Below are 17,649 nucleotides of genomic sequence, written 5' to 3'. Positions count from 1 at the left end.
ATCGCGAGCAGGCTCGCTCCCACATTCGATCTTCAGCGTTATCAGAATCGTGTCAGGTCTTCTTGACCCTGAACCACGCCGCATACAGCGCCGGCAGGAACAACAGCGTCAACGCCGTCGCCACGATCAGCCCGCCCATGATCGCCACCGCCATCGGGCCAAAGAACAGGCTGCGTGACAGCGGGATCATCGCCAGCACCGCCGCCAGCGCGGTGAGCACAATCGGGCGGAAGCGTCGCACAGTGGCTTCGATGATCGCCTGCCACGGCGCCAGCCCACTCTTGATGTCCTGTTCGATCTGGTCCACCAGGATCACCGAGTTGCGCATGATCATCCCCGACAAGGCAATGGTGCCCAGCATGGCGACAAAACCGAACGGCTGACGGAACACCAGCAGGAACAGCGTGACGCCGATCAGCCCCAGGGGCGCGGTGAGAAACACCATGGCCGTGCGGGAGAAACTGCGCAGTTGCAACATCAGCAACGTCAGCACCACGACGATGAACAGCGGCACCCCGGCATTCACTGACGCCTGACCACGGGCGGCATCCTCTACCGTACCGCCTACTTCCAGCAGATAGCCGTCCGGCAGCTCGGCGCGAATCGGGTCCAGGGTCGGGAAGATCTGCTGTACCAGGCTCGCCGGTTGTTCCTTGCCATAGATATCAGCCCGCACGGTCACACTGGGCAGGCGATTGCGGTGCCAGATCACGCCTTCTTCGAAGCCGTATTCCAGCGTCGCGATCTGCGACAGCGCAACGCTTGTACCATTGTCGGTCGGCACCGCCAGGCTCGGCAGCAGCGACAATTCGCTGCGCTCGTGCAGCGTACCGCGCAGCAGAATCTCGATCAGTTCGTTGTCTTCCCGGTACTGGCTGACGCTGGAGCCGGTCAGGGAGCTGCGCAAAAAGCTCGCCAGGTTAGCCGTACTCACGCCCAACGCTCGGGCGCGGTCCTGATCGACATTCAGGTACACCACCTTGCTCGGCTCTTCCCAATCCAGATGCACGTTGGCCACGTAGGGATTTTCACGAACCTTGGCCGCCACTTTCCGCGCCAGGGCCCGGACTTGTTCGATGTGCTCACCGGTCACGCGAAACTGCACCGGATAACCCACTGGCGGGCCATTTTCCAGGCGCGTGACCCGCGAGCGCAGGGCCGGGAACTGTTCGTTCAACGTAGTGATCAACCAGCTGCGCAGGGGCTCGCGGTCTTCGATGGTCTTGGCCAGCACCACGAACTGGGCGAAGCTGGGTGCCGGCAGTTGTTGATCCAGCGGCAGGTAGAAGCGCGGTGAACCGGTGCCGACATAAGCCACGTAGTTGTCGATGCCCGCGTGGTCCTTGAGCAGCGCTTCAAGGCGCTTGACCTGCTCGGCGGTGTTGCTCAGGGACGCGCCTTCGGCCAGCTTCAGGTCGACCATCAGCTCAAGTCGCCCCGAGGCCGGGAAGAATTGTTGCGGCACGAAACGGAACAGCGCCACCGAGCCCACAAATAACAGCACGGTCAGCACGATGACGGTTTTGCGCCGCCGCACGCACCACTCCACCAAGCGCCGGACACGCTGGTAAAACGGCGTGCCGTAGGGGTCGAACTGGCCATCAGCGGTGCCGTGTTTGGCGGCATGAATTTTCGCCAGGTCCGGCAGCAGTTTCTCCCCCAGATACGGCACGAACACCACCGCGGCCACCCAGGAGGCCAGCAGCGCCAGGGTGACGACCTGGAAAATCGAACGGGTGTACTCGCCGGTGCCTGATTGCGCCGTGGCGATCGGTAGGAAACCCGCAGCGGTGATCAGCGTACCGGTGAGCATCGGGAATGCGGTGCTGGTCCAGGCATAGCTGGCGGCCTTGATCCGGTCGAAGCCCTGCTCCATTTTGATCGCCATCATCTCGACCGCGATGATCGCGTCATCCACCAGCAGGCCCAACGCCAACACCAGTGCGCCAAGGGAAATCTTGTGCAGGCCGATGCCCAGGTAATACATCGCGGCGAAGGTCATCGCCAGCACCAGCGGAATCGCCAGGGCGACCACCATCCCGGTCCGCAGCCCGAGGGAGAAGAAGCTCACCAGCAACACGATCGTCAGGGCCTCCACCAGCACCTGAACGAACTCGCCAACACCGGTTTTCACCGCCGCCGGCTGGTCCGAGACCTTACGCAATTGCATGCCGGCCGGCAGGTTGTTCTGAATACGGGCAAACTCGGCCTCCAGGGCCTTGCCCAGAATCAGAATGTCGCCGCCGTCCTTCATCGCCACGGCCAGACCGATGGCATCTTCGGCCATGAAGCGCATGCGCGGGGCTGGCGGATCGTTGAAACCGCGATGCACATCCGCGACATCGCCGATACGGAACGTGCGATCAGCAACACGAATGGGGAAGTCGCGGATCTCTTCTACTGTCTGAAAGTTTCCCGATACCCGTAACTGGATTCGCTCGCTGCCGGTTTCGAAAAAGCCTGCGGTCGATATCGCGTTCTGCTCTTCCAACGCCTGCTGGACTGCCGCCAGCGGCACGCCGAGAGTCGCCAGCTTCACGTTCGACAGTTCGATCCAGATTTTTTCGTCCTGCAAGCCCAGCAACTCGACCTTGCCCACATCCTTGACCCGTTGCAGTTGGATCTGGATGCGATCGGCGTAATCCTTGAGCACGCCGTAATCAAAACCGTCCCCCGTCAGCGCATAGATATTGCCGAAGGTGGTGCCAAACTCATCGTTGAAAAACGGCCCCTGGATGCCCGGCGGCAAGGTGTGACGGATGTCACTGACCTTCTTGCGGATCTGGTACCACAACTCGGGAATCTGCGCCGAATGCAGGGAATCGCGGGCCATGAAAGTCACCTGGGATTCGCCCGGGCGGGAGAACGAGACGATTCTTTCGTAATCGCCGGTTTCCATCAGTTTCTTTTCGATGCGTTCGGTGACCTGGCGAGACACCTCCTCGGCCGTAGCCCCCGGCCAGTTGGTGCGAATGACCATGGCCTTGAAGGTAAACGGCGGGTCTTCGCTCTGGCCGAGCTTGGTGTAGGAAAGCGCGCCGACGATTGCCAGCAGCAACATCAGAAACAGGACGATCTGGCGGTTACGCAGCGCCCATTCGGAAAGATTGAAGCCCATCGGGAATTACTCCTTGACCGCCAGATTGACCACGCGGTTGGAGCGATCCACCGGCCGCACCTGCTGACCGTCGAGGAGCACGTGCACACCAGCTGCGACGACCCAGTCATTGGGGCTCAGCCCTTCAAGCACCGGAACGGTTTTTTCGCCAAACGGGCCGACGCGCACCGGGGCTTTTTTCAAGGTGTTATTGCCGTTGACTACCCACACGTAAGTGGCGCCGTTCTCGGCGGTGAGTGCAGACAGGGGCACCGACAGCGACACTTGGTCGCCGGTCTGGATAAACACTCGGGCACTCTGGCCCAACTCAGCCGGAACACTGCCGGCAGTGAAGGCAACGCGAGCGGCGAAGGTGCGGGATCTGGGATCGGCGGCTGGCGACAGTTCGCGAATACGTCCGCTGAAACGCTGATCGGGCTGGCTCCATAACTCCACAGAGACCGGCTGACCAATCTTGAACCGGCCAAAGCCCTGCTCCGGCAGGCTGATCAGCACTTCACGCTCGCCGTCGGTGGCGAGGGTGAAGACCGTTTGACCGGCCGACACCACCTGCCCGACCTCCACGGAACGCCGGGCCACCACGCCATCCTGAGGCGCGCGCAACACCGCGTAACTGGCCTGGTTGCTGGCGACATCGAATTCAGCCCTGATCTGCTTGAGCCGCGCGGCACCGGAGCGGTAGAGGTTTTCTGCGTTGTCATACTGGGAGCGGCTGACCATCTGCCGCTCCATCAAGGTTTTGTAGCGATCACGTTCAGCGCGTACCAGGTTCAGGTTGGCTTCGGCGGCGGCGACCTGGGCACGGGTGGCTTCCAGCTGCAGGCGCACATCCTGGGGATCGAGCTCAGCCAGGGGCTGGTTGGCCTTGACTCGCTGGCCCTCTTCGACCAGTCGTCGGCTGACTTTGCCGCCGATGCGAAAGGCCAGGTCTGGCTCGAATCGCGCTCTGACTTCACCCGGGTAACTTTCCATCGCTTGGCCCGAAGGCTCTGGCTGCACCACCATGGCGGGGCGCACGGCCAGGGACACGGGTTCGTCCTGACCACACGCAGACAATAAAAAAACCAGGCTCACTGGCAGGGCGAGGGGCAAGGCATAGCGGAACATGGCGAGTGACCTTTCGCTAATGGTGCTTGGAATAATTATACTGGCGAGTATGTTATTAATAGCAAACTCACCAGTCCAGTATTAAAAGCGAATAATGTCGAACAATCTTTCACCTCCCAACGGCCCAGGCCGTCCGAAGGATCTGGCCAAGCGCCAGGCCATCCTCGACGCGGCAAAAAAACTCTTCGTGAGCCTGGGGTATGCCAACACCAGCATGGACGCGGTCGCCACCGAGGCCGGTGTGTCGAAGCTGACGGTGTACAGTCACTTCAACGACAAGGAAACGCTGTTTTCCGCTGCCGTGGTGGCCAAGTGCGAAGAGCAAGTGCCGCCGCTTTTCTTCGAATGGCCTGACGGGGTGCCGATCGAACATGTGTTGTTGAACATTGCCCGTGGTTTTCACCAACTGATCAACAGCGATGAATCGGTGAACCTGCATCGGTTGATCATGGCCTTGGGCAGCCAGGACCCGCAGTTGTCGACGATCTTCTTTGAAGCCGGCCCGCAACGGATGCTCTCAGGCATGGAAAGGCTGCTGACCAAGGTCAACCAGAGCGGCGCCCTGAGCATCGACAAACCGCGCAATGCGGCGGAACACTTCTTCTGCCTGATCAAGGGCGCGGCGAATTTCCGCTTGCTGTATGGCTGCGGCGCACCGTTGGAAGCCGCAGCGGCCGAGGCGCATGTCGAGGAAGTGGTGGGGTTGTTTGTGCGGGCTTATCTACCGCAGATCAGCTGATAGATTTTCGTCGACTGGGCGGGCCTCATCGCGAGCAGGCTCGCTCCCACAGGGTAAAGTGTTGATCACCCGTTTTGAGACCGACACACATCCGCTGTGGGAGCGAGCCTGCTCGCGATGCAGGCGACGCGGTCTCAGGCCTTGAGCGCCTTCTTGGGATAGATGTCGTAGCGGCTGGACTTGCCCTCGAGCCCGTGACTGGGTTTTGGTCCCTCGATGCACGGTGCCTTGCGCGGGCGCTTGACCACGACCCGGTGGGTGGCCAGGGCCAGGGCCGCGGCCAGCAGCGCTGGAGCGTCCAGGTCGTCGCCCACCAGCGGCCGGAACAGGCGCATTTCCTTCTTCACCAGGGCCGTTTTCTCACGATGAGGAAACATCGGGTCCAGGTAGATCACCTGGGGCGGCTCGCCCTGCCAGTTGCGCATCACCTCGATGGAGTTGCCCTTGAGCAAACGCATGCGGGCGACGATCGGCGCCACATCGAAATCCTCCGCTGCTCGGGCCAGGCCATCCTCAAGCAATGCGCCGATCAGCGGCTGGCGCTCGATCAGGCTCATTTCACAGCCCAGGCTGGCCAGCACAAACGCATCCTTGCCCAACCCGGCCGTGGCATCCAGCACACGCGGACGTACGCCCTGGGCGACACCGACGGCCTTGGCGATCATCTGGCCGCTGCCGCCGCCGTACAAGCGGCGATGGGCCGCGCCGCCTTCGACGAAGTCCACCCGCACCGGCCCCGGCGCGTCCGGACCCAGTTGTTGCAATTGCAGCCCCTGCTCACCGACCTGCAAGGCAAACTCGCCATCGTCCACCTGCAACGGCAGGTCAAGGCGCTGTGCCCAGTGCTCGGCCTGCGGCTGGAAGGCCGGGGCCAGGGCCTCGACATGGATGCGGCAGACCGCAGGTTGCTCATTCATGGAAACATGCTCAAAAAATTAAGGATCGGCAAAAACGGCCGATAACAACGGTGAACGGCATTTTGCCAGAGCTGAGCGTCGACCGAGAAAAATGTCAGACATTCAATCCACATCGATAGGCGTCATCTCCCCTTACGGCGATTACAGCCTGCGCAACACCCAAGCCCTGAGCGGCGTCAGTCACCTGTGGCAGGATTTTTTTGCCCGGGCCCTGGCCGATCAACTGGGTGAAAACGCACCGGCGCCTGGCAGCTATCAGCCAGTCGCCCTCGATGAGGCTGTTGAACCGACCCTCGGCGCCGAATTGCTCGAGCACATTGTCAGCCAGCGCAACTGCCAGGTGACAGAAACCCCAGTCAAACCGCCTGAGCCGCTGTTCCTGCCAATCGCTGAATTTGAACTCGACCTGCTGGATAAACCCTTCCCGCCGTTCCCGCCGGAAGAAATCGCCACCCAGCAAAAACAGCAGACCTTCGAAAGCAACTGGGTTCGCCCTCTGGTTCTTGCCGCCGGCCAACCGCTGCCAGAACCTGGCCCAGCGCCTCAGCCACGTCCATTGCACCTGCCGATTGCCGAATTCGAACTGGACCTGCTGGACAAGCCGTTCCCACCGTTCCCGGAAGAGGAGTTGGTGGCACAGCAGAAGCAACTGGACTTCGATACCCGCTGGGCACGCCCGATCGTGTTGCAGAACCTGCGCATCGCCGCCTGAATCAACGGCAAATCCACCAGGGCCCGACATCCAGATGAAAATGGTTGCGGTGCGCCGCGTTGTAATCCGGGCTCAAGACCACATTGAACACGTCACAGGCCCCGTCGCGCACCTGGCGCAGAAATTGGGCGTGGGTGTTGTCCTTCGGCCAGTCCTTGAGCACGCTCACGCTGCGACCGTCCGCCAGGCGAAAGCCGGCGATATCCAGCGCACTGGCCGTGGCATGCTGGCTGCGCGCCCCACTCTCACGACCGTACAGGTTGCGACAGGCGAAACTGCCCAGATGATCGACCCGCATCACTTTCTGCCCATAGGTCGCCAGCGCCGCCGGCTGCAGCGCATGCCGTTCAAATAAGGCGAACGCAACCGCCAGCGGGCAACTGGCCAGGAAACTGCTGCTCAGCGCCACCTCGCCGCCCTGCACCCTCAGCACATTGCTCAGCGGGCAACTGGCTTGGGGACTGCTGTCGGCCTGGCGAGTGGCTCGTAGCCCCGAGGTCGCGAGCGCCTGGTCGCACAACTGCGGATCGTTGCGCAGGGCCATGAGTTTGTATCGGGTCAGCAGGTTCGGCGGCACGTTGACGTCCAGGGGCGCCCAAGGATTCCACTGCGGTGGCACCGCCAGCCAGCCGCGCCATACGCCCAGCACCGCGACGCCAACGACCAGCAGCAAGAACCTAAGACCTTTCAAAACCCGCACGACAATGCCTCGGGTCTCAACCCTTGAAGAGCTGGTTAGCCTGGTTGAAAGGCATCGAACGACGGGTGAAGGTGAACGAGCCTTGCTCGCGGATTTCCTCGGCGGCACGGAAGAACTCGCCATACGCCGCCAGGGCCAGCGCGGAGCCGACACTGATGCGCTTGACGCCCATCTCGCTCAACTGTGCGACCGTGAGGTCCAGCGCCCCGGACATCAACACATTCACCGGTTTCGGCGCCACCGCCTGGACCACCGCGAGCACCTGTTCGGCCGAGTTCAAGCCTGGGGCATACAGCACGTCGGCACCGGCATCGGCGAACGCCTTCAGGCGGCGGATCGTGTCATCCAGATCGGGATTGCCGTGGAGGAAGTTTTCCGCCCGGGCGGTCAGCACAAAGGGATACGGCAGACTGCGCACCGCCTCGGCTGCGGCTTTAACCCGCGCCACGGCATGCTCGAAGCCATAGATCGGACTGTCTTCGCGCCCCGTGGCATCTTCGATCGAGCCACCCACCGCGCCGGCCTGCGCCGCGCGGATCAGGCTGCTGGCGCACGCCTCGGGGGCATCGGCGAAGCCGTTCTCCAGATCGACCGCCACGGGCAGGTCAGTGGCCGCCACAATCGCCCGGACATTGGCCAGGGTGTCATCCAGCCCCGCCGCACCATCGGGCCGTCCCAGGGAAAAAGCGTAACCGGCACTGGTGGTGGCCAGGGCCTCGAAGCCGAGGCTGGCAAGCATTTTTGCCGAACCGGCGTCCCACGGGTTGGGAATGACGAACGCACCTTCGCGTTCATGCAAGGCTTTGAACGCCTGGGCTCGACGGGTTTGCGCATCCATGGAAATCACTCCTTGGCAGAGGAAATTTTCGCCTCAGAGCAAACCCAGTTGCTCGGCGGCGGGTTCTCTGTATAGCTCAGGCAGGGCCGGCAAGCCAGGCAAACGGCTCATCAATCGGCTATGAAAGTGTTGCGCGAGTTTGGCCGCCAGTACGTTGTCGGCGGTGTGCAGAAAGATATAAGGCGTACGCCCCTCTTCGATCCACCCGGCGATTTTTTCCACCCAGGGCGTGAGGAACGGTTCGTTGGCTTCCAGTATCGGATGGCCGATGAAACGGACCTGCGGGCAGTGGGTGAACGCGGTCGGCCGGGGCGGTACGCGCGGTTTCTTCGATTGAGCATGGAGCACGGCTGGATCGGTCGAGGTGCAACTGAACAATGCCCGGGGATCCAGACAGATGCGTTCTACTCCGCGATCAAGGAGCAGGCGGTTGAGCTGCCGTTCGGCATCGCCCTTGGCAAAGAAGTCACCGTGACGGACCTCCACGGCCAAGGGTCGCTCGAAGGCATCGATGAAGCCCGCCAGCTCCGGCAATCGGTTCGGGGTAAAGGCCTTGGATAACTGCAACCAGAACGGTGAAACCCGTTCGCCCAGGGGGCTGAGCAACTTCACGAAAGTTTCGATGGCCGTCAGGTGCTCACGCAAATCGCCGTTGTGGCTGATGTCACCGGGCAACTTGGCGGTGAAGCGGAACTGCTCGGGCATGCTCTCGGCCCAGCGCTGAACGATGGCCGCAGAGGGGCTGGCGTAGAAGGTCGTATTGCCTTCCACGGCGTTGAACACTTGAGAATAGAGTTTCAGGAATTCGGAGCTTTTGGCGTCTTGCGGATAGAGATAATCGCGCCAGGCGTTTTCGCTCCAGGACGGACAGCCCAGGTAGTAAGGCAACCCCATCAGATGTAGAGGTCGAGTCCCAGCACTTCCATATCCCAATCAACGAAACCGGCTGTGCTCAGGTAGCTGGCCAGGGCCGCGGATACACTGCGGCTCATGGCGCGGTGATACAGCATGTCTTGCTGACGGGCCGGCAGATTGCTCAGGCGTTGCGCAGAGGCTTTGGCAGCGCGGGCAGCCAGCTGCTCTTCGGACGGAAATTCCAGTTCGCCATCGATGTCATCGAAAGACTCATCCGCAGCAACTTTGCCGGCACGAGGCCTGCGTTTGATGGGGTAGGACTGGGATGAAACGCCGTCTATACGCATAACAGAATGCTCGGTATCAATGATGGCAATTTAGCGGCACTTTCGCAGCCGCGCAAATGCGCAAGTGATAACTAGAGCACATAAAGTCAAAAAGGTTTAAAAACGGGGCGAAAAAATGACGACTGGTAATATTGGGTGTGACTTTGGGGTGGGGAAATAACTTTTTTGACAAAAGAATTCAGCGCGACTGAGTGTAGGAGCTGGCGAAGCCTGCGATCTTTTGATCTTTGATTTTGCACTTAGGATTCAAGTGTCAATGGAAAGATCGCAGCCTTCGGCAGCTCCTACAACGCTGCCCACTGGGGAGTTCGGTTCAGCTGGGTTTACCGTTCGGATTTGGGTGTTGCAACCTTGTCCCGCAGATACACCGGTTGGGCATCGTCGGCCGGGATGGCTTCGCCGCGCTCCCAGGCGAAGCGGGCCAGGGTCAGCAGGTCTTCGGCATGGGGCAGCATCGAGGCGTCCTGGCCGCTCAGGGGGACGGCAATCCGCTCGCCGTAGCCCCAACCGGTACCGGCGCCGAACCAGTCGCCGCTGGCGTCGGCAGGCAAAGCCGCCGCTTCGGGGGGGAGTACCGCTTCGACGCCCACCAGGCGCATCTCACCATCGGTTTCGCGGTAGCAGCCCCAATACACCTCGTCCATGCGCGCATCAATGGCCGCCGCGACTTGGCTGACGCCCTGTTCACGCAAGGCGCGCTGGGCGAGTACCGCCAGGTTGGACACCGGCAACACCGGTCGCTCCAGGGCAAACGCCAGGCCCTGCACCACGCCGACGGCGATGCGCACGCCGGTAAACGCTCCCGGCCCACGACCAAAGGCAATCGCATCCACAGCCTGCAAAGTGGTGCCGGCATCGCTGAGCAATTGCTGGATCATCGGCAGCAGCTTCTGGGCGTGCAAGCGCGGGATCACCTCGTAATGGCTCGTGACCTTGCCGTCGTGCAGCAAGGCAACGGAACAAGCTTCAGTCGCGGTATCCAGGGCCAGCAAGGTGCTCATCGGTGTGTCCGTAAATCAGATGGGAAAAAGTGCGCCAGTATAAACAACTACGGCCCGCAAGCGGGCCGTAGTTGGTTGCTGCACAGCAGACTTTTCAGCTCAGTGCTTCAAGCACCTTGCCGGTGATCGCTTCAACCGAACCAACGCCCGCGATGTAGCTGTACTTGGGTTTGCCCTGGGTCTTGGCGGACAGCTTCTGGTAGAACTCCACCAGCGGCTTGGTCTGGGAGTGGTAGACCGACAGGCGATGGCGCACGGTTTCTTCGGTATCGTCCTTGCGCTGCACCAGTGCTTCACCGGTGATGTCGTCCTTGCCAGCGAGTTTCGGCGGGTTATAAACGGTGTGATAAACACGGCCGGACGGCTCGTGGACACGACGACCGGCAATGCGTTGAACGATCTCCTCGTCGTCGACGGCGATTTCGACAACGTGGTCCAGCTCCACGCCAGCCGTAACCAAGGCTTCGGCCTGCGGAATGGTGCGCGGGAAACCGTCGAACAGGAAGCCGTTGGCGCAATCGGCTTGAGCGATACGATCCTGGACCAGCGCGATGATCAGGTCATCCGACACCAGGCCGCCGGCATCCATGATGCTCTTGGCCTTGACACCCAGCTCGGTGCCGGCCTTGACCGCGGCACGCAGCATGTCGCCAGTGGAGATTTGCGGGATACCGAATTTTTCGGTGATGAACTTTGCCTGAGTACCTTTACCGGCCCCGGGAGCTCCCAGCAGAATGACGCGCATCGATGTGCTCCTCAATTTTTTTATGTAAAACGCTCGGATTCGCCTCGTGGGGCCAATCTCGGAAAACAGGATCGTGACCGCCCAAACGGCCAAAGGCTGATCAAGATACACAGCAGGCCCGACCCACACAAGCCGCCGAAAGTCGAAGGAACCCGCGCCCGACGCGACCTTTGGAGGAGGTGGCGATCGTCGCAACCGGACAACAAACTGTCGCCCATCCGACCTCCTCCCTGCCCACCCGGCCCCCGCTTGGGGGATACCGGACGGGCCGTTTCGGTACGCTGCTTAACCTTAGCCGGTGTTGCGCAAACCGGCGGCAATCCCCGCCACAGACACCAGAAGCGCCTGTTCCACGGGGCTGCCCTGGGCAACGTCCTGCTGCCGCGAGCGGGCGAGCAGTTCAGCCTGCAACAGGTGCAAGGGGTCCAGGTAGGTGTTGCGCAGACGAATGAATTCCAGGGTATCAGGGCTATGTGCCAGTAGCTGCGACTGGCCGGTCAACCCCAGGACCACCGAGCACGCCTGCGACAATAGGTCGCGTAAATGCTCGCCCAACGGTAGCAACCCAGGTTCGACCAAACGCTCATCGTAGGAGCGCGCGATGTCCGCGTCGGCCTTGGCCAGCACCATCTCCAGCATGTCGATGCGGGTGCGGAAAAACGGCCATTGCTCGCGCATCTGCCCCAGCAACTCGCCCTCGCCGCGCGCCAGCGCCTTGCTCAGGGCGGTCTCCCAACCGAGCCAGGCCGGCAACATCAGGCGCGTCTGGGTCCAGCCGAAGATCCACGGGATCGCCCGCAGGCTTTCGATGCCTCCGGCCCGGCGCTTGGCCGGGCGGCTGCCCAGCGGCAGACGGCCGAGTTCCTGCTCCGGTGTGGACTGGCGGAAATACTCGACGAATTGCGGATTTTCCCGCACCACGGCGCGATAAGCCTTGACCCCGTCGGCTGCCAGCTCATCCATCAGATGACGCCACTGAGGTGTGGGCGGCGGCGGTGGCAGCAGTGTCGCTTCCAACACTGCGGCGAGGTACAGATTGAGATTCTGTTCGGCGATGTCCGGCAGGCCAAATTTGAAACGAATCATTTCACCCTGCTCAGTGGTACGGAATCGCCCGGCCACCGAACCCGGCGGTTGCGACAGAATCGCCGCGTGAGCCGGACCGCCGCCACGCCCCACAGTGCCTCCGCGGCCATGGAACAACAACAGTTCGACTTGCTGTTCGCGACAAATGTCCACCAGCCGTTCCTGGGCCCGATACTGTGCCCAGGCCGCCGCTGTCGTGCCGGCATCCTTGGCCGAATCGGAATAGCCGATCATCACCTCCTGAGGCCCTTGCAGCCGTGAGCGATAGCCCGGCAACAGCAACAGTTGCTCGATCACCGGCCCAGCGTTGTCCAGATCGGCCAGGGTCTCGAACAGCGGCACCACGCGCATGGGTCGCAACACGCCGGCCTCTTTCAACAAGAGCTGCACCGCGAGCACATCGGAAGCAGCCCCCGCCATCGAGATCACGTACGAGCCCAGGGACGCCGCCGGCGCCGCCGCCACTTCCCGGCACGTGGCCAGGACTTCCGCCGTATCGGCCGACGGTTTGAAATGGGCGGGCAGCAGCGGACGCCGGTTGTTCAGCTCCTCCAGCAAAAAGCCGATGCGCTGCTCCTCGCTCCAGTCCTCATAGCGGCCCAGGCCCAGGTAGTCAGTGATTTCAGTCATGGCTGCGCTGTGGCGCGTGGAGTCCTGGCGCACATCGAGCCGCACCAGGAACAAACCGAACGTCACCGCCCGGCGCAAGCAGTCGAGCAGCGGCCCGTCGGCGATCACGCCCATGCCGCACTCGTGCAGGGACTGGTAGCAAAGCTCCAGCGGGTCCAGCAGTTCGCGATTGTTCTGCAACACATCGGCAGAGGCTGGGGTGGTGACTTTCAGGGACGCGTGCGCCCAATTGCGCGTGGCGCGCAGGCGTTCACGCAATTGCTTGAGCACGGCACGGTAGGGTTCCGCGCTGTCACCGGCCTGGGCGCGCAAAGCCTCGCTGGCTTTTTGCATGGACAGCTCAGCCGCCAGGTGATCAACGTCGCGCAGGTACAGATCCGCCGCCATCCACCGCGCCAGCAACAGCACTTCGCGGGTTACCGCAGCGGTGACATTGGGGTTGCCATCCCGGTCGCCGCCCATCCACGAGGCAAAGCGGATCGGCGCAGCCTCCAGCGGCAGGCGCAAGCCGGTGGCGGCATGCAGGGCCTGATCGGCCTTGCGCAGGTAGTTGGGAATGGCTTGCCACAGCGAATGTTCGATCACCGCAAAGCCCCACTTGGCCTCGTCCACCGGGGTCGGCCGGGTGCGGCGTATTTCTTCGGTGTGCCAGGCTTCGGCGATTAGCCGTTGCAGACGCTCGTGGATCTGCGCGCGCTCGGCGCTGGTGAGATCGCGGTGGTCCTGGGCCGCCAGTTGCGCGGCGATGGCATCGTATTTCTGGATCAGCGTGCGCCGGGCCACTTCCGTGGGGTGGGCGGTGAGCACCAGCTCGATTTCCAGCCGTCCCAATTGCCGCGCCAGGGACTCGGCGCCATGGCCCTCGGCCCGCAACCGAGCAAGCAGTTCGGGCAACACCCGCGCCTCGAACGGTGCCGGCTTGGACTCTTCGCGCCGGTGGATAAGTTGGTATTGCTCGGCGATGTTGGCCAGGTTGAGGAACTGATTGAACGCCCGCGCCACCGGCAGCAGTTCGTCCTCGCCCAACTGATTGAGGCTGGCACTGAGTTCGGCGTCCATGGAGCCGCGTCGATCGGCCTTGGCGCCCTTGCGGATCTGCTCGATCTTGTCGAGAAACCTGTCCCCGTACTGTTCGCGGATGGTGTTGCCCAGCAGCTCGCCGAGCAGGTGAACATCCTCGCGCAAGCGTGCATCGATATCGGTCATCAGCAGTTCTCCAGCAAAAGGTCCGGACAGCTCTTGGGTTACACGATCAAGAGAGAGTGCCGACGCAAGTCGTTTATGACAAGCGACGAAGAGACTTTAAACCTTGTCGGACAAAGCTAGTCTCATGGATAAGCCACACAAAGGCTTGTCACTCTGCGCGCCTGCCATCCGCGGGCTATTGAGGCCATCATGAAAATCCGTGAGCTCGCCCAGCATTGGGAAGAAAATGCCAAGGGTCGCCTGACTCAGACCGGCTACACCATTCATCTGGACGTGGAGGCCGCCGCGCGCCTGGCGGCGATCTGCGAGATGTACCCCAAGCGCCAACCCGAGGAATTGCTCGGCGAATTGATCGGGGCGGCGCTGGAAGAACTGGAAGCCAGCTTCCCTTACATCAAGGGTTCGCAAGTGGTGGCCACCGATGAAGAAGGTGACCCGCTGTACGAAGACGTCGGCCCGACCCCGCGATTTCTCGCCCTGTCCCGCCGTCATCTGCACGAACTCTCCTCGCGCAACGACAAAGCCAAACACTGATACACCTCTTGCGTAGGAGCTGCCGAACGCTGCGATCTTTTTCAGTTCTCCAGCCGAAGATCAAAAGATCGCAGCCTGCGGCAGCTCCTACAGGTATACGCCAAAAATAAACATGCTCGGGAAAGGCTGGGAATACCGCTGCGCGCCTTGAAAGTTCAGCTTTTTTGGCGCTGACCGATCAGTCAGTAAAACTTTTGGCGATTGGCCATCCTCGCTGAACTTTTGAAAAACGCCTCAGGTCACACCGAGTAACCATACTGGAACGGTCGTTTAAATAAACGTGCCCCGGCGCCAGCGCCGAAACAGACGTCCCGGCTTCGGTCCCAGCATGGATCTGTAGTTTTTTCAGGAGTTTTCCAATGGAGTTGAAGCCTATGAATACCTGCACTGCCAAACCCTCATCCACTGGCCTGCGCGGCCTGAAGTTGGCTGCCCTGGCTATCGGTAGCAGCTTCATTCTCGCCGGTTGCGCCGGCAACCCACCTTCGGAGCAGTACGCGGTGACCCAATCGGCGGTCAACAGCGCCGTCAGCGCCGGCGGTACCGAATTCGCCGCCGTGGAAATGAAGTCGGCCCAGGACAAGCTCAAGCAGGCCGAGATCGCGATGCACGACAAGAACTACGAAGAAGCCAAGCGTCTGGCCGAGCAGGCCGAGTGGGACGCCCGTGTCGCTGAGCGCAAGGCCCAGGCCGCCAAAGCCGAACAGGCTCTCAAGGACTCCCAGAAAGGGGTTCAGGAACTGCGTCAGGAAGGCATGAACAAGCTTCAGTAAGCCGTTCACGCCGCGACGTACTTCTCATTGATAAAAGGACGACAGACTATGATGCACAAACACTTGATGATCCCCGCCCTGCTGGCCGCCTGCGTCTCGCTGGCCGCGTGTTCCACAGATCCGAACGTGAACCTGGAACAGGCCCGTACCAACTACAACGGTCTGCAGGCCGACCCGGCCGCGACCAAGGTTGCCGCGCTGGAAACCAAGGACGCCGCCGACTTCCTGGCCAAAGCCGACAAGGCTTACATGGACAAGGAAGACGAAGCCAAGGTGGACCAACTGGCCTATCTGACCAACCAGCGCGTGGAAGTGGCCAAGCAGACCATCGCCCTGCGCAATGCCGAGGCCGAACTGAAAAACGCCGGCGACGAACGCGCCCGTGCTCTGCTCGAAGCGCGGAATGCGCAGATCAAGCAACTGCAAGACAGCCTCAACGCCAAGCAGACCGAACGCGGCACGCTGGTGACTTTCGGTGACGTGCTGTTCGCCACCAACAAGTCCGAGCTGCGTTCCAGCGGCCTGGTCAACGTGAATAAACTGGCCCAGTTCCTCCAGGAAAACCCCGACCGTAAAGTGATCATTGAAGGCTACACCGACAGCACCGGTTCGGACGCCTACAACCAGTCGCTGTCCGAGCGCCGCGCCGCTTCCGTACAACGCGAGCTGGTAAAAATGGGCGTAGACCAATCCCGCATCGTGACCCAGGGTTACGGCAAGGAATTCCCGGTGGCGGACAACACCAGCGTCTCGGGCCGTGCCATGAACCGTCGGGTGGAGGTGACCATCTCCAACGACAACCAACCCGTCGCCCCGCGCTCGACCATGAGCGCCAACTGATCGGCTGACCGCAACTGAAAAGCCCCGCCTGACTTGATCAGGCGGGGCTTTTTTATGGCCGCACACATTTTGTTGAGCTGGTCATATTCCCTGTGGGAGCGAGCCTGCTCGCGATAGCGGTGGGTCAGTCAACACCTAAGTCGGCTGACCTGCCGTCATCGCGAGCAGGCTCGCTCCCACAGGAGATTTGTGGCGTCCTTGAGGTTACGGCTCAAGTTTCTGCGGCGTCTCCTGCCCCATGCACCGCACCGCCCGCTTCTTCTCGTTGATCAGCACGCCGGTCAGGCCTTTCTGTTCGGTGTCGAACAGCACCAGCACACCATCGATGCACTGGGCGACCTGTGGGGCCGGTTCCAGAGCGACTTTGTAGTCTTCACCCGGCACAGTCTTGAGCATGGTGAACTCGTTGAGCAGCAACGCATCCTCGGGCTTGGCGAAGTGCAGGTAGCCGTAGTACCAGAGCACCGCGACGGTGCCGAGGATGCTGCAGATACCGGTGATGATCAGGGGGATGGCGTTACGTTCTTCGCTCATTGCAGGCTCTCTGAAGATTCAACGGATGATTTCGGATAATTCGGGATCTCGCCCAGGCGGCGCAAGCCGTCGAAGTGCCAGGGGTCGTCGAGATAGCGCAGCATCACCGTTCGCCAGACCGGGTCGGCGAATGTCTGCACATGCCCACCGCGAGTCAGTTGCAGGACCCGGGGCGGCGGCGCAGCTTGATACAGACGGATGCCGTTGGAAAGAGGCACGATGGGATCATCGAGGCTGTGGTAGATCAATTTCGGCACGCCCTTCAATTGCGCCACCGAACCGATTGCACTGTCACCGTCGGGCACCAGCCAGGACAGCGGCACTTGCAAGGCCCAGGTCAGCCAGGACGTGCTCAGGGCGAAACGCCCTACGTCGCGATAACTGGCGGGCACGCCATCGAGCACCAAGGCCTTGAGTTGCGGCTGACGCTCGGGATGATCGGCCAGGTAATGCACCGCCAGCGCACCGCCCAGGCTCTGGCCGAGCAGCACCAGCGGCTTGCCTTGAACCTCAGGCGCCTGGTCGAGCCATTTGAACGCCGCGTCGATGTCCTGATAGATCGCCGGCAGGCTCGGCTCGCCTTCGGACCGGCCGTAACCGCGGTAATCCACCATCAATACCTGGTAACCCTGCTCGGGCAACCACCAACTCCCCCCCAGATGCCAGGCCAGGTTGCCGCCGTTACCGTGCAAGTGCAGGACGGTGCCCTTAACCTCTACCCCTTGTTTGACCGGCAACCACCAGCCATGGAGCCTGAGACCGTCGGCGGTGGTCAAGGTGACGTCGCGATACTCGAGTTTGGCCCGCTCGGGGGTAAAAGGCAGGCCGCGTTCGGGGTAGAACAGCAACGAGCTGCACCCGCTCAGAGACAGTAAAAGGCAAATGATGCCGAGGGTTCGCATCCGGTGAAACCTCGCAAAAAATAAATGAAACACCGTCCCCTGTGGGAGCGAGCCTGCTCGCGATA

Annotated in this window: 17 protein-coding genes; 5 read left to right on the top strand and 12 right to left on the bottom strand. The window is 61.7% G+C overall.

Annotated features, from left to right (window positions below):
* Positions 1–52: 52 nt before the first annotated feature.
* Positions 53–3,118: an efflux RND transporter permease subunit gene (locus HU811_RS14975; RefSeq protein ID WP_186656704.1), complete on the bottom strand. Its 3,066-nt coding sequence runs from the start codon at positions 3,116–3,118 to the stop codon at positions 53–55.
* A 6-nt stretch (positions 3,119–3,124) separates the two neighbouring features.
* Entirely contained in the window at positions 3,125–4,225 is a 1,101-nt protein-coding gene (locus HU811_RS14970) for an efflux RND transporter periplasmic adaptor subunit (RefSeq protein ID WP_186656702.1), read from the bottom strand.
* Positions 4,226–4,319: 94 nt separating this feature from the next.
* Here HU811_RS14970 and HU811_RS14965 point away from each other — a divergent pair, with 94 nt between their 5' ends.
* Positions 4,320–4,964, top strand: coding sequence for a TetR/AcrR family transcriptional regulator (locus HU811_RS14965; RefSeq protein ID WP_186656700.1), 645 nt, complete (start codon positions 4,320–4,322; stop codon positions 4,962–4,964).
* Positions 4,965–5,098: 134 nt separating this feature from the next.
* Here HU811_RS14965 and HU811_RS14960 read toward each other — a convergent pair whose 3' ends face one another.
* Positions 5,099–5,881, bottom strand: a complete 783-nt coding sequence (locus HU811_RS14960; RefSeq protein WP_186656698.1) for a class I SAM-dependent methyltransferase — start codon at positions 5,879–5,881, stop codon at positions 5,099–5,101.
* 91 nt (positions 5,882–5,972) lie between these two features.
* Here HU811_RS14960 and HU811_RS14955 point away from each other — a divergent pair, with 91 nt between their 5' ends.
* Positions 5,973–6,593 (top strand): energy transducer TonB, encoded by a 621-nt coding sequence (locus HU811_RS14955; RefSeq protein ID WP_092401269.1) that lies wholly within the window; start codon positions 5,973–5,975, stop codon positions 6,591–6,593.
* A gap of 1 nt (position 6,594) precedes the next feature.
* Here HU811_RS14955 and HU811_RS14950 read toward each other — a convergent pair whose 3' ends face one another.
* The 7 genes from HU811_RS14950 to ppc form a co-directional block, all read right to left on the bottom strand.
* Entirely contained in the window at positions 6,595–7,293 is a 699-nt protein-coding gene (locus tag HU811_RS14950) for an extensin-like domain-containing protein (RefSeq protein ID WP_186656696.1), read from the bottom strand.
* 16 nt (positions 7,294–7,309) lie between these two features.
* Positions 7,310–8,131: an isocitrate lyase/PEP mutase family protein gene (locus tag HU811_RS14945; RefSeq protein WP_186656694.1), complete on the bottom strand. Its 822-nt coding sequence runs from the start codon at positions 8,129–8,131 to the stop codon at positions 7,310–7,312.
* Between the two features lie 33 nt (positions 8,132–8,164).
* Positions 8,165–9,025 (bottom strand): DUF72 domain-containing protein, encoded by an 861-nt coding sequence (locus HU811_RS14940; RefSeq protein ID WP_092401278.1) that lies wholly within the window; start codon positions 9,023–9,025, stop codon positions 8,165–8,167.
* Positions 9,025–9,333 carry a hypothetical protein gene (locus HU811_RS14935; RefSeq protein WP_047227537.1) on the bottom strand — a complete coding sequence of 103 codons (309 nt, stop codon included), beginning with the start codon at positions 9,331–9,333 and terminating at the stop codon, positions 9,025–9,027. The genes HU811_RS14940 and HU811_RS14935 overlap by 1 nt, the downstream gene beginning before the upstream one ends.
* A gap of 323 nt (positions 9,334–9,656) precedes the next feature.
* Positions 9,657–10,334 carry a tRNA (adenosine(37)-N6)-threonylcarbamoyltransferase complex dimerization subunit type 1 TsaB gene (tsaB, locus tag HU811_RS14930; RefSeq protein WP_092401281.1) on the bottom strand — a complete coding sequence of 226 codons (678 nt, stop codon included), beginning with the start codon at positions 10,332–10,334 and terminating at the stop codon, positions 9,657–9,659.
* A gap of 94 nt (positions 10,335–10,428) precedes the next feature.
* A complete protein-coding gene (gene adk, locus HU811_RS14925; protein ID WP_047227535.1) occupies positions 10,429–11,079 on the bottom strand; it encodes an adenylate kinase in 651 nt (216 codons plus the stop codon).
* A 291-nt stretch (positions 11,080–11,370) separates the two neighbouring features.
* Entirely contained in the window at positions 11,371–14,001 is a 2,631-nt protein-coding gene (gene ppc, locus HU811_RS14920) for a phosphoenolpyruvate carboxylase (protein ID WP_186656691.1), read from the bottom strand.
* Positions 14,002–14,190: 189 nt separating this feature from the next.
* Between ppc and HU811_RS14915 the strand changes: the two genes are divergently transcribed.
* The 3 genes from HU811_RS14915 to lptF all read left to right on the top strand — a co-directional run bounded on the left by HU811_RS14915 (position 14,191) and on the right by lptF (position 16,148).
* The gene (locus HU811_RS14915; protein WP_092401287.1) at positions 14,191–14,535 is read left to right on the top strand and encodes a pilin assembly protein; all 345 of its coding nucleotides are present in this window, start codon (positions 14,191–14,193) and stop codon (positions 14,533–14,535) included.
* 359 nt (positions 14,536–14,894) lie between these two features.
* Positions 14,895–15,308 carry a DUF4398 domain-containing protein gene (locus tag HU811_RS14910; RefSeq protein WP_047227532.1) on the top strand — a complete coding sequence of 138 codons (414 nt, stop codon included), beginning with the start codon at positions 14,895–14,897 and terminating at the stop codon, positions 15,306–15,308.
* Positions 15,309–15,359: 51 nt separating this feature from the next.
* The gene (gene lptF / locus HU811_RS14905; RefSeq protein WP_092401349.1) at positions 15,360–16,148 is read left to right on the top strand and encodes a lipotoxin F family OmpA-related lipoprotein LptF; all 789 of its coding nucleotides are present in this window, start codon (positions 15,360–15,362) and stop codon (positions 16,146–16,148) included.
* 204 nt (positions 16,149–16,352) lie between these two features.
* Here the strand turns inward: lptF and HU811_RS14900 are convergent, their stop codons facing one another.
* Together HU811_RS14900 and HU811_RS14895 are read right to left on the bottom strand one after the other, a co-directional pair.
* Positions 16,353–16,682 (bottom strand): PA3694 family proteiin, encoded by a 330-nt coding sequence (locus HU811_RS14900; protein ID WP_047227531.1) that lies wholly within the window; start codon positions 16,680–16,682, stop codon positions 16,353–16,355.
* The gene (locus HU811_RS14895) at positions 16,679–17,584 is read right to left on the bottom strand and encodes an alpha/beta hydrolase (RefSeq protein WP_186656689.1); all 906 of its coding nucleotides are present in this window, start codon (positions 17,582–17,584) and stop codon (positions 16,679–16,681) included. The genes HU811_RS14900 and HU811_RS14895 overlap by 4 nt, the downstream gene beginning before the upstream one ends.
* Between the last annotated feature and the right edge of the window lie 65 nt (positions 17,585–17,649).

The organism is Pseudomonas tehranensis, assembly GCF_014268615.1.
In the GTDB taxonomy this organism is placed as follows: domain Bacteria; phylum Pseudomonadota; class Gammaproteobacteria; order Pseudomonadales; family Pseudomonadaceae; genus Aquipseudomonas; species Aquipseudomonas tehranensis.
Note: the sequence above shows the minus strand (reverse complement) of the source record. Positions and strands in the feature narration are given on the sequence as shown.

What these genes read in the sequence shown, in the direction of transcription:
- HU811_RS14960 (WP_186656698.1), bottom strand. Translation starts at nt 5,881, where the DNA reads ATGAATGAGCAACCTGCGGTCTGCCGCATCCATGTCGAGGCCCTGGCC.
- HU811_RS14940 (WP_092401278.1), bottom strand. Translation starts at nt 9,025, where the DNA reads ATGGGGTTGCCTTACTACCTGGGCTGTCCGTCCTGGAGCGAAAACGCC.
- ppc (WP_186656691.1), bottom strand. Translation starts at nt 14,001, where the DNA reads ATGACCGATATCGATGCACGCTTGCGCGAGGATGTTCACCTGCTCGGC.
- HU811_RS14965 (WP_186656700.1), top strand. Translation starts at nt 4,320, where the DNA reads ATGTCGAACAATCTTTCACCTCCCAACGGCCCAGGCCGTCCGAAGGAT.
- HU811_RS14935 (WP_047227537.1), bottom strand. Translation starts at nt 9,333, where the DNA reads ATGCGTATAGACGGCGTTTCATCCCAGTCCTACCCCATCAAACGCAGG.
- HU811_RS14955 (WP_092401269.1), top strand. Translation starts at nt 5,973, where the DNA reads ATGTCAGACATTCAATCCACATCGATAGGCGTCATCTCCCCTTACGGC.
- lptF (WP_092401349.1), top strand. Translation starts at nt 15,360, where the DNA reads ATGCACAAACACTTGATGATCCCCGCCCTGCTGGCCGCCTGCGTCTCG.
- tsaB (WP_092401281.1), bottom strand. Translation starts at nt 10,334, where the DNA reads ATGAGCACCTTGCTGGCCCTGGATACCGCGACTGAAGCTTGTTCCGTT.
- HU811_RS14915 (WP_092401287.1), top strand. Translation starts at nt 14,191, where the DNA reads ATGAAAATCCGTGAGCTCGCCCAGCATTGGGAAGAAAATGCCAAGGGT.
- HU811_RS14970 (WP_186656702.1), bottom strand. Translation starts at nt 4,225, where the DNA reads ATGTTCCGCTATGCCTTGCCCCTCGCCCTGCCAGTGAGCCTGGTTTTT.
- HU811_RS14975 (WP_186656704.1), bottom strand. Translation starts at nt 3,118, where the DNA reads ATGGGCTTCAATCTTTCCGAATGGGCGCTGCGTAACCGCCAGATCGTC.
- HU811_RS14910 (WP_047227532.1), top strand. Translation starts at nt 14,895, where the DNA reads ATGGAGTTGAAGCCTATGAATACCTGCACTGCCAAACCCTCATCCACT.
- HU811_RS14900 (WP_047227531.1), bottom strand. Translation starts at nt 16,682, where the DNA reads ATGAGCGAAGAACGTAACGCCATCCCCCTGATCATCACCGGTATCTGC.
- HU811_RS14895 (WP_186656689.1), bottom strand. Translation starts at nt 17,584, where the DNA reads ATGCGAACCCTCGGCATCATTTGCCTTTTACTGTCTCTGAGCGGGTGC.
- adk (WP_047227535.1), bottom strand. Translation starts at nt 11,079, where the DNA reads ATGCGCGTCATTCTGCTGGGAGCTCCCGGGGCCGGTAAAGGTACTCAG.
- HU811_RS14945 (WP_186656694.1), bottom strand. Translation starts at nt 8,131, where the DNA reads ATGGATGCGCAAACCCGTCGAGCCCAGGCGTTCAAAGCCTTGCATGAA.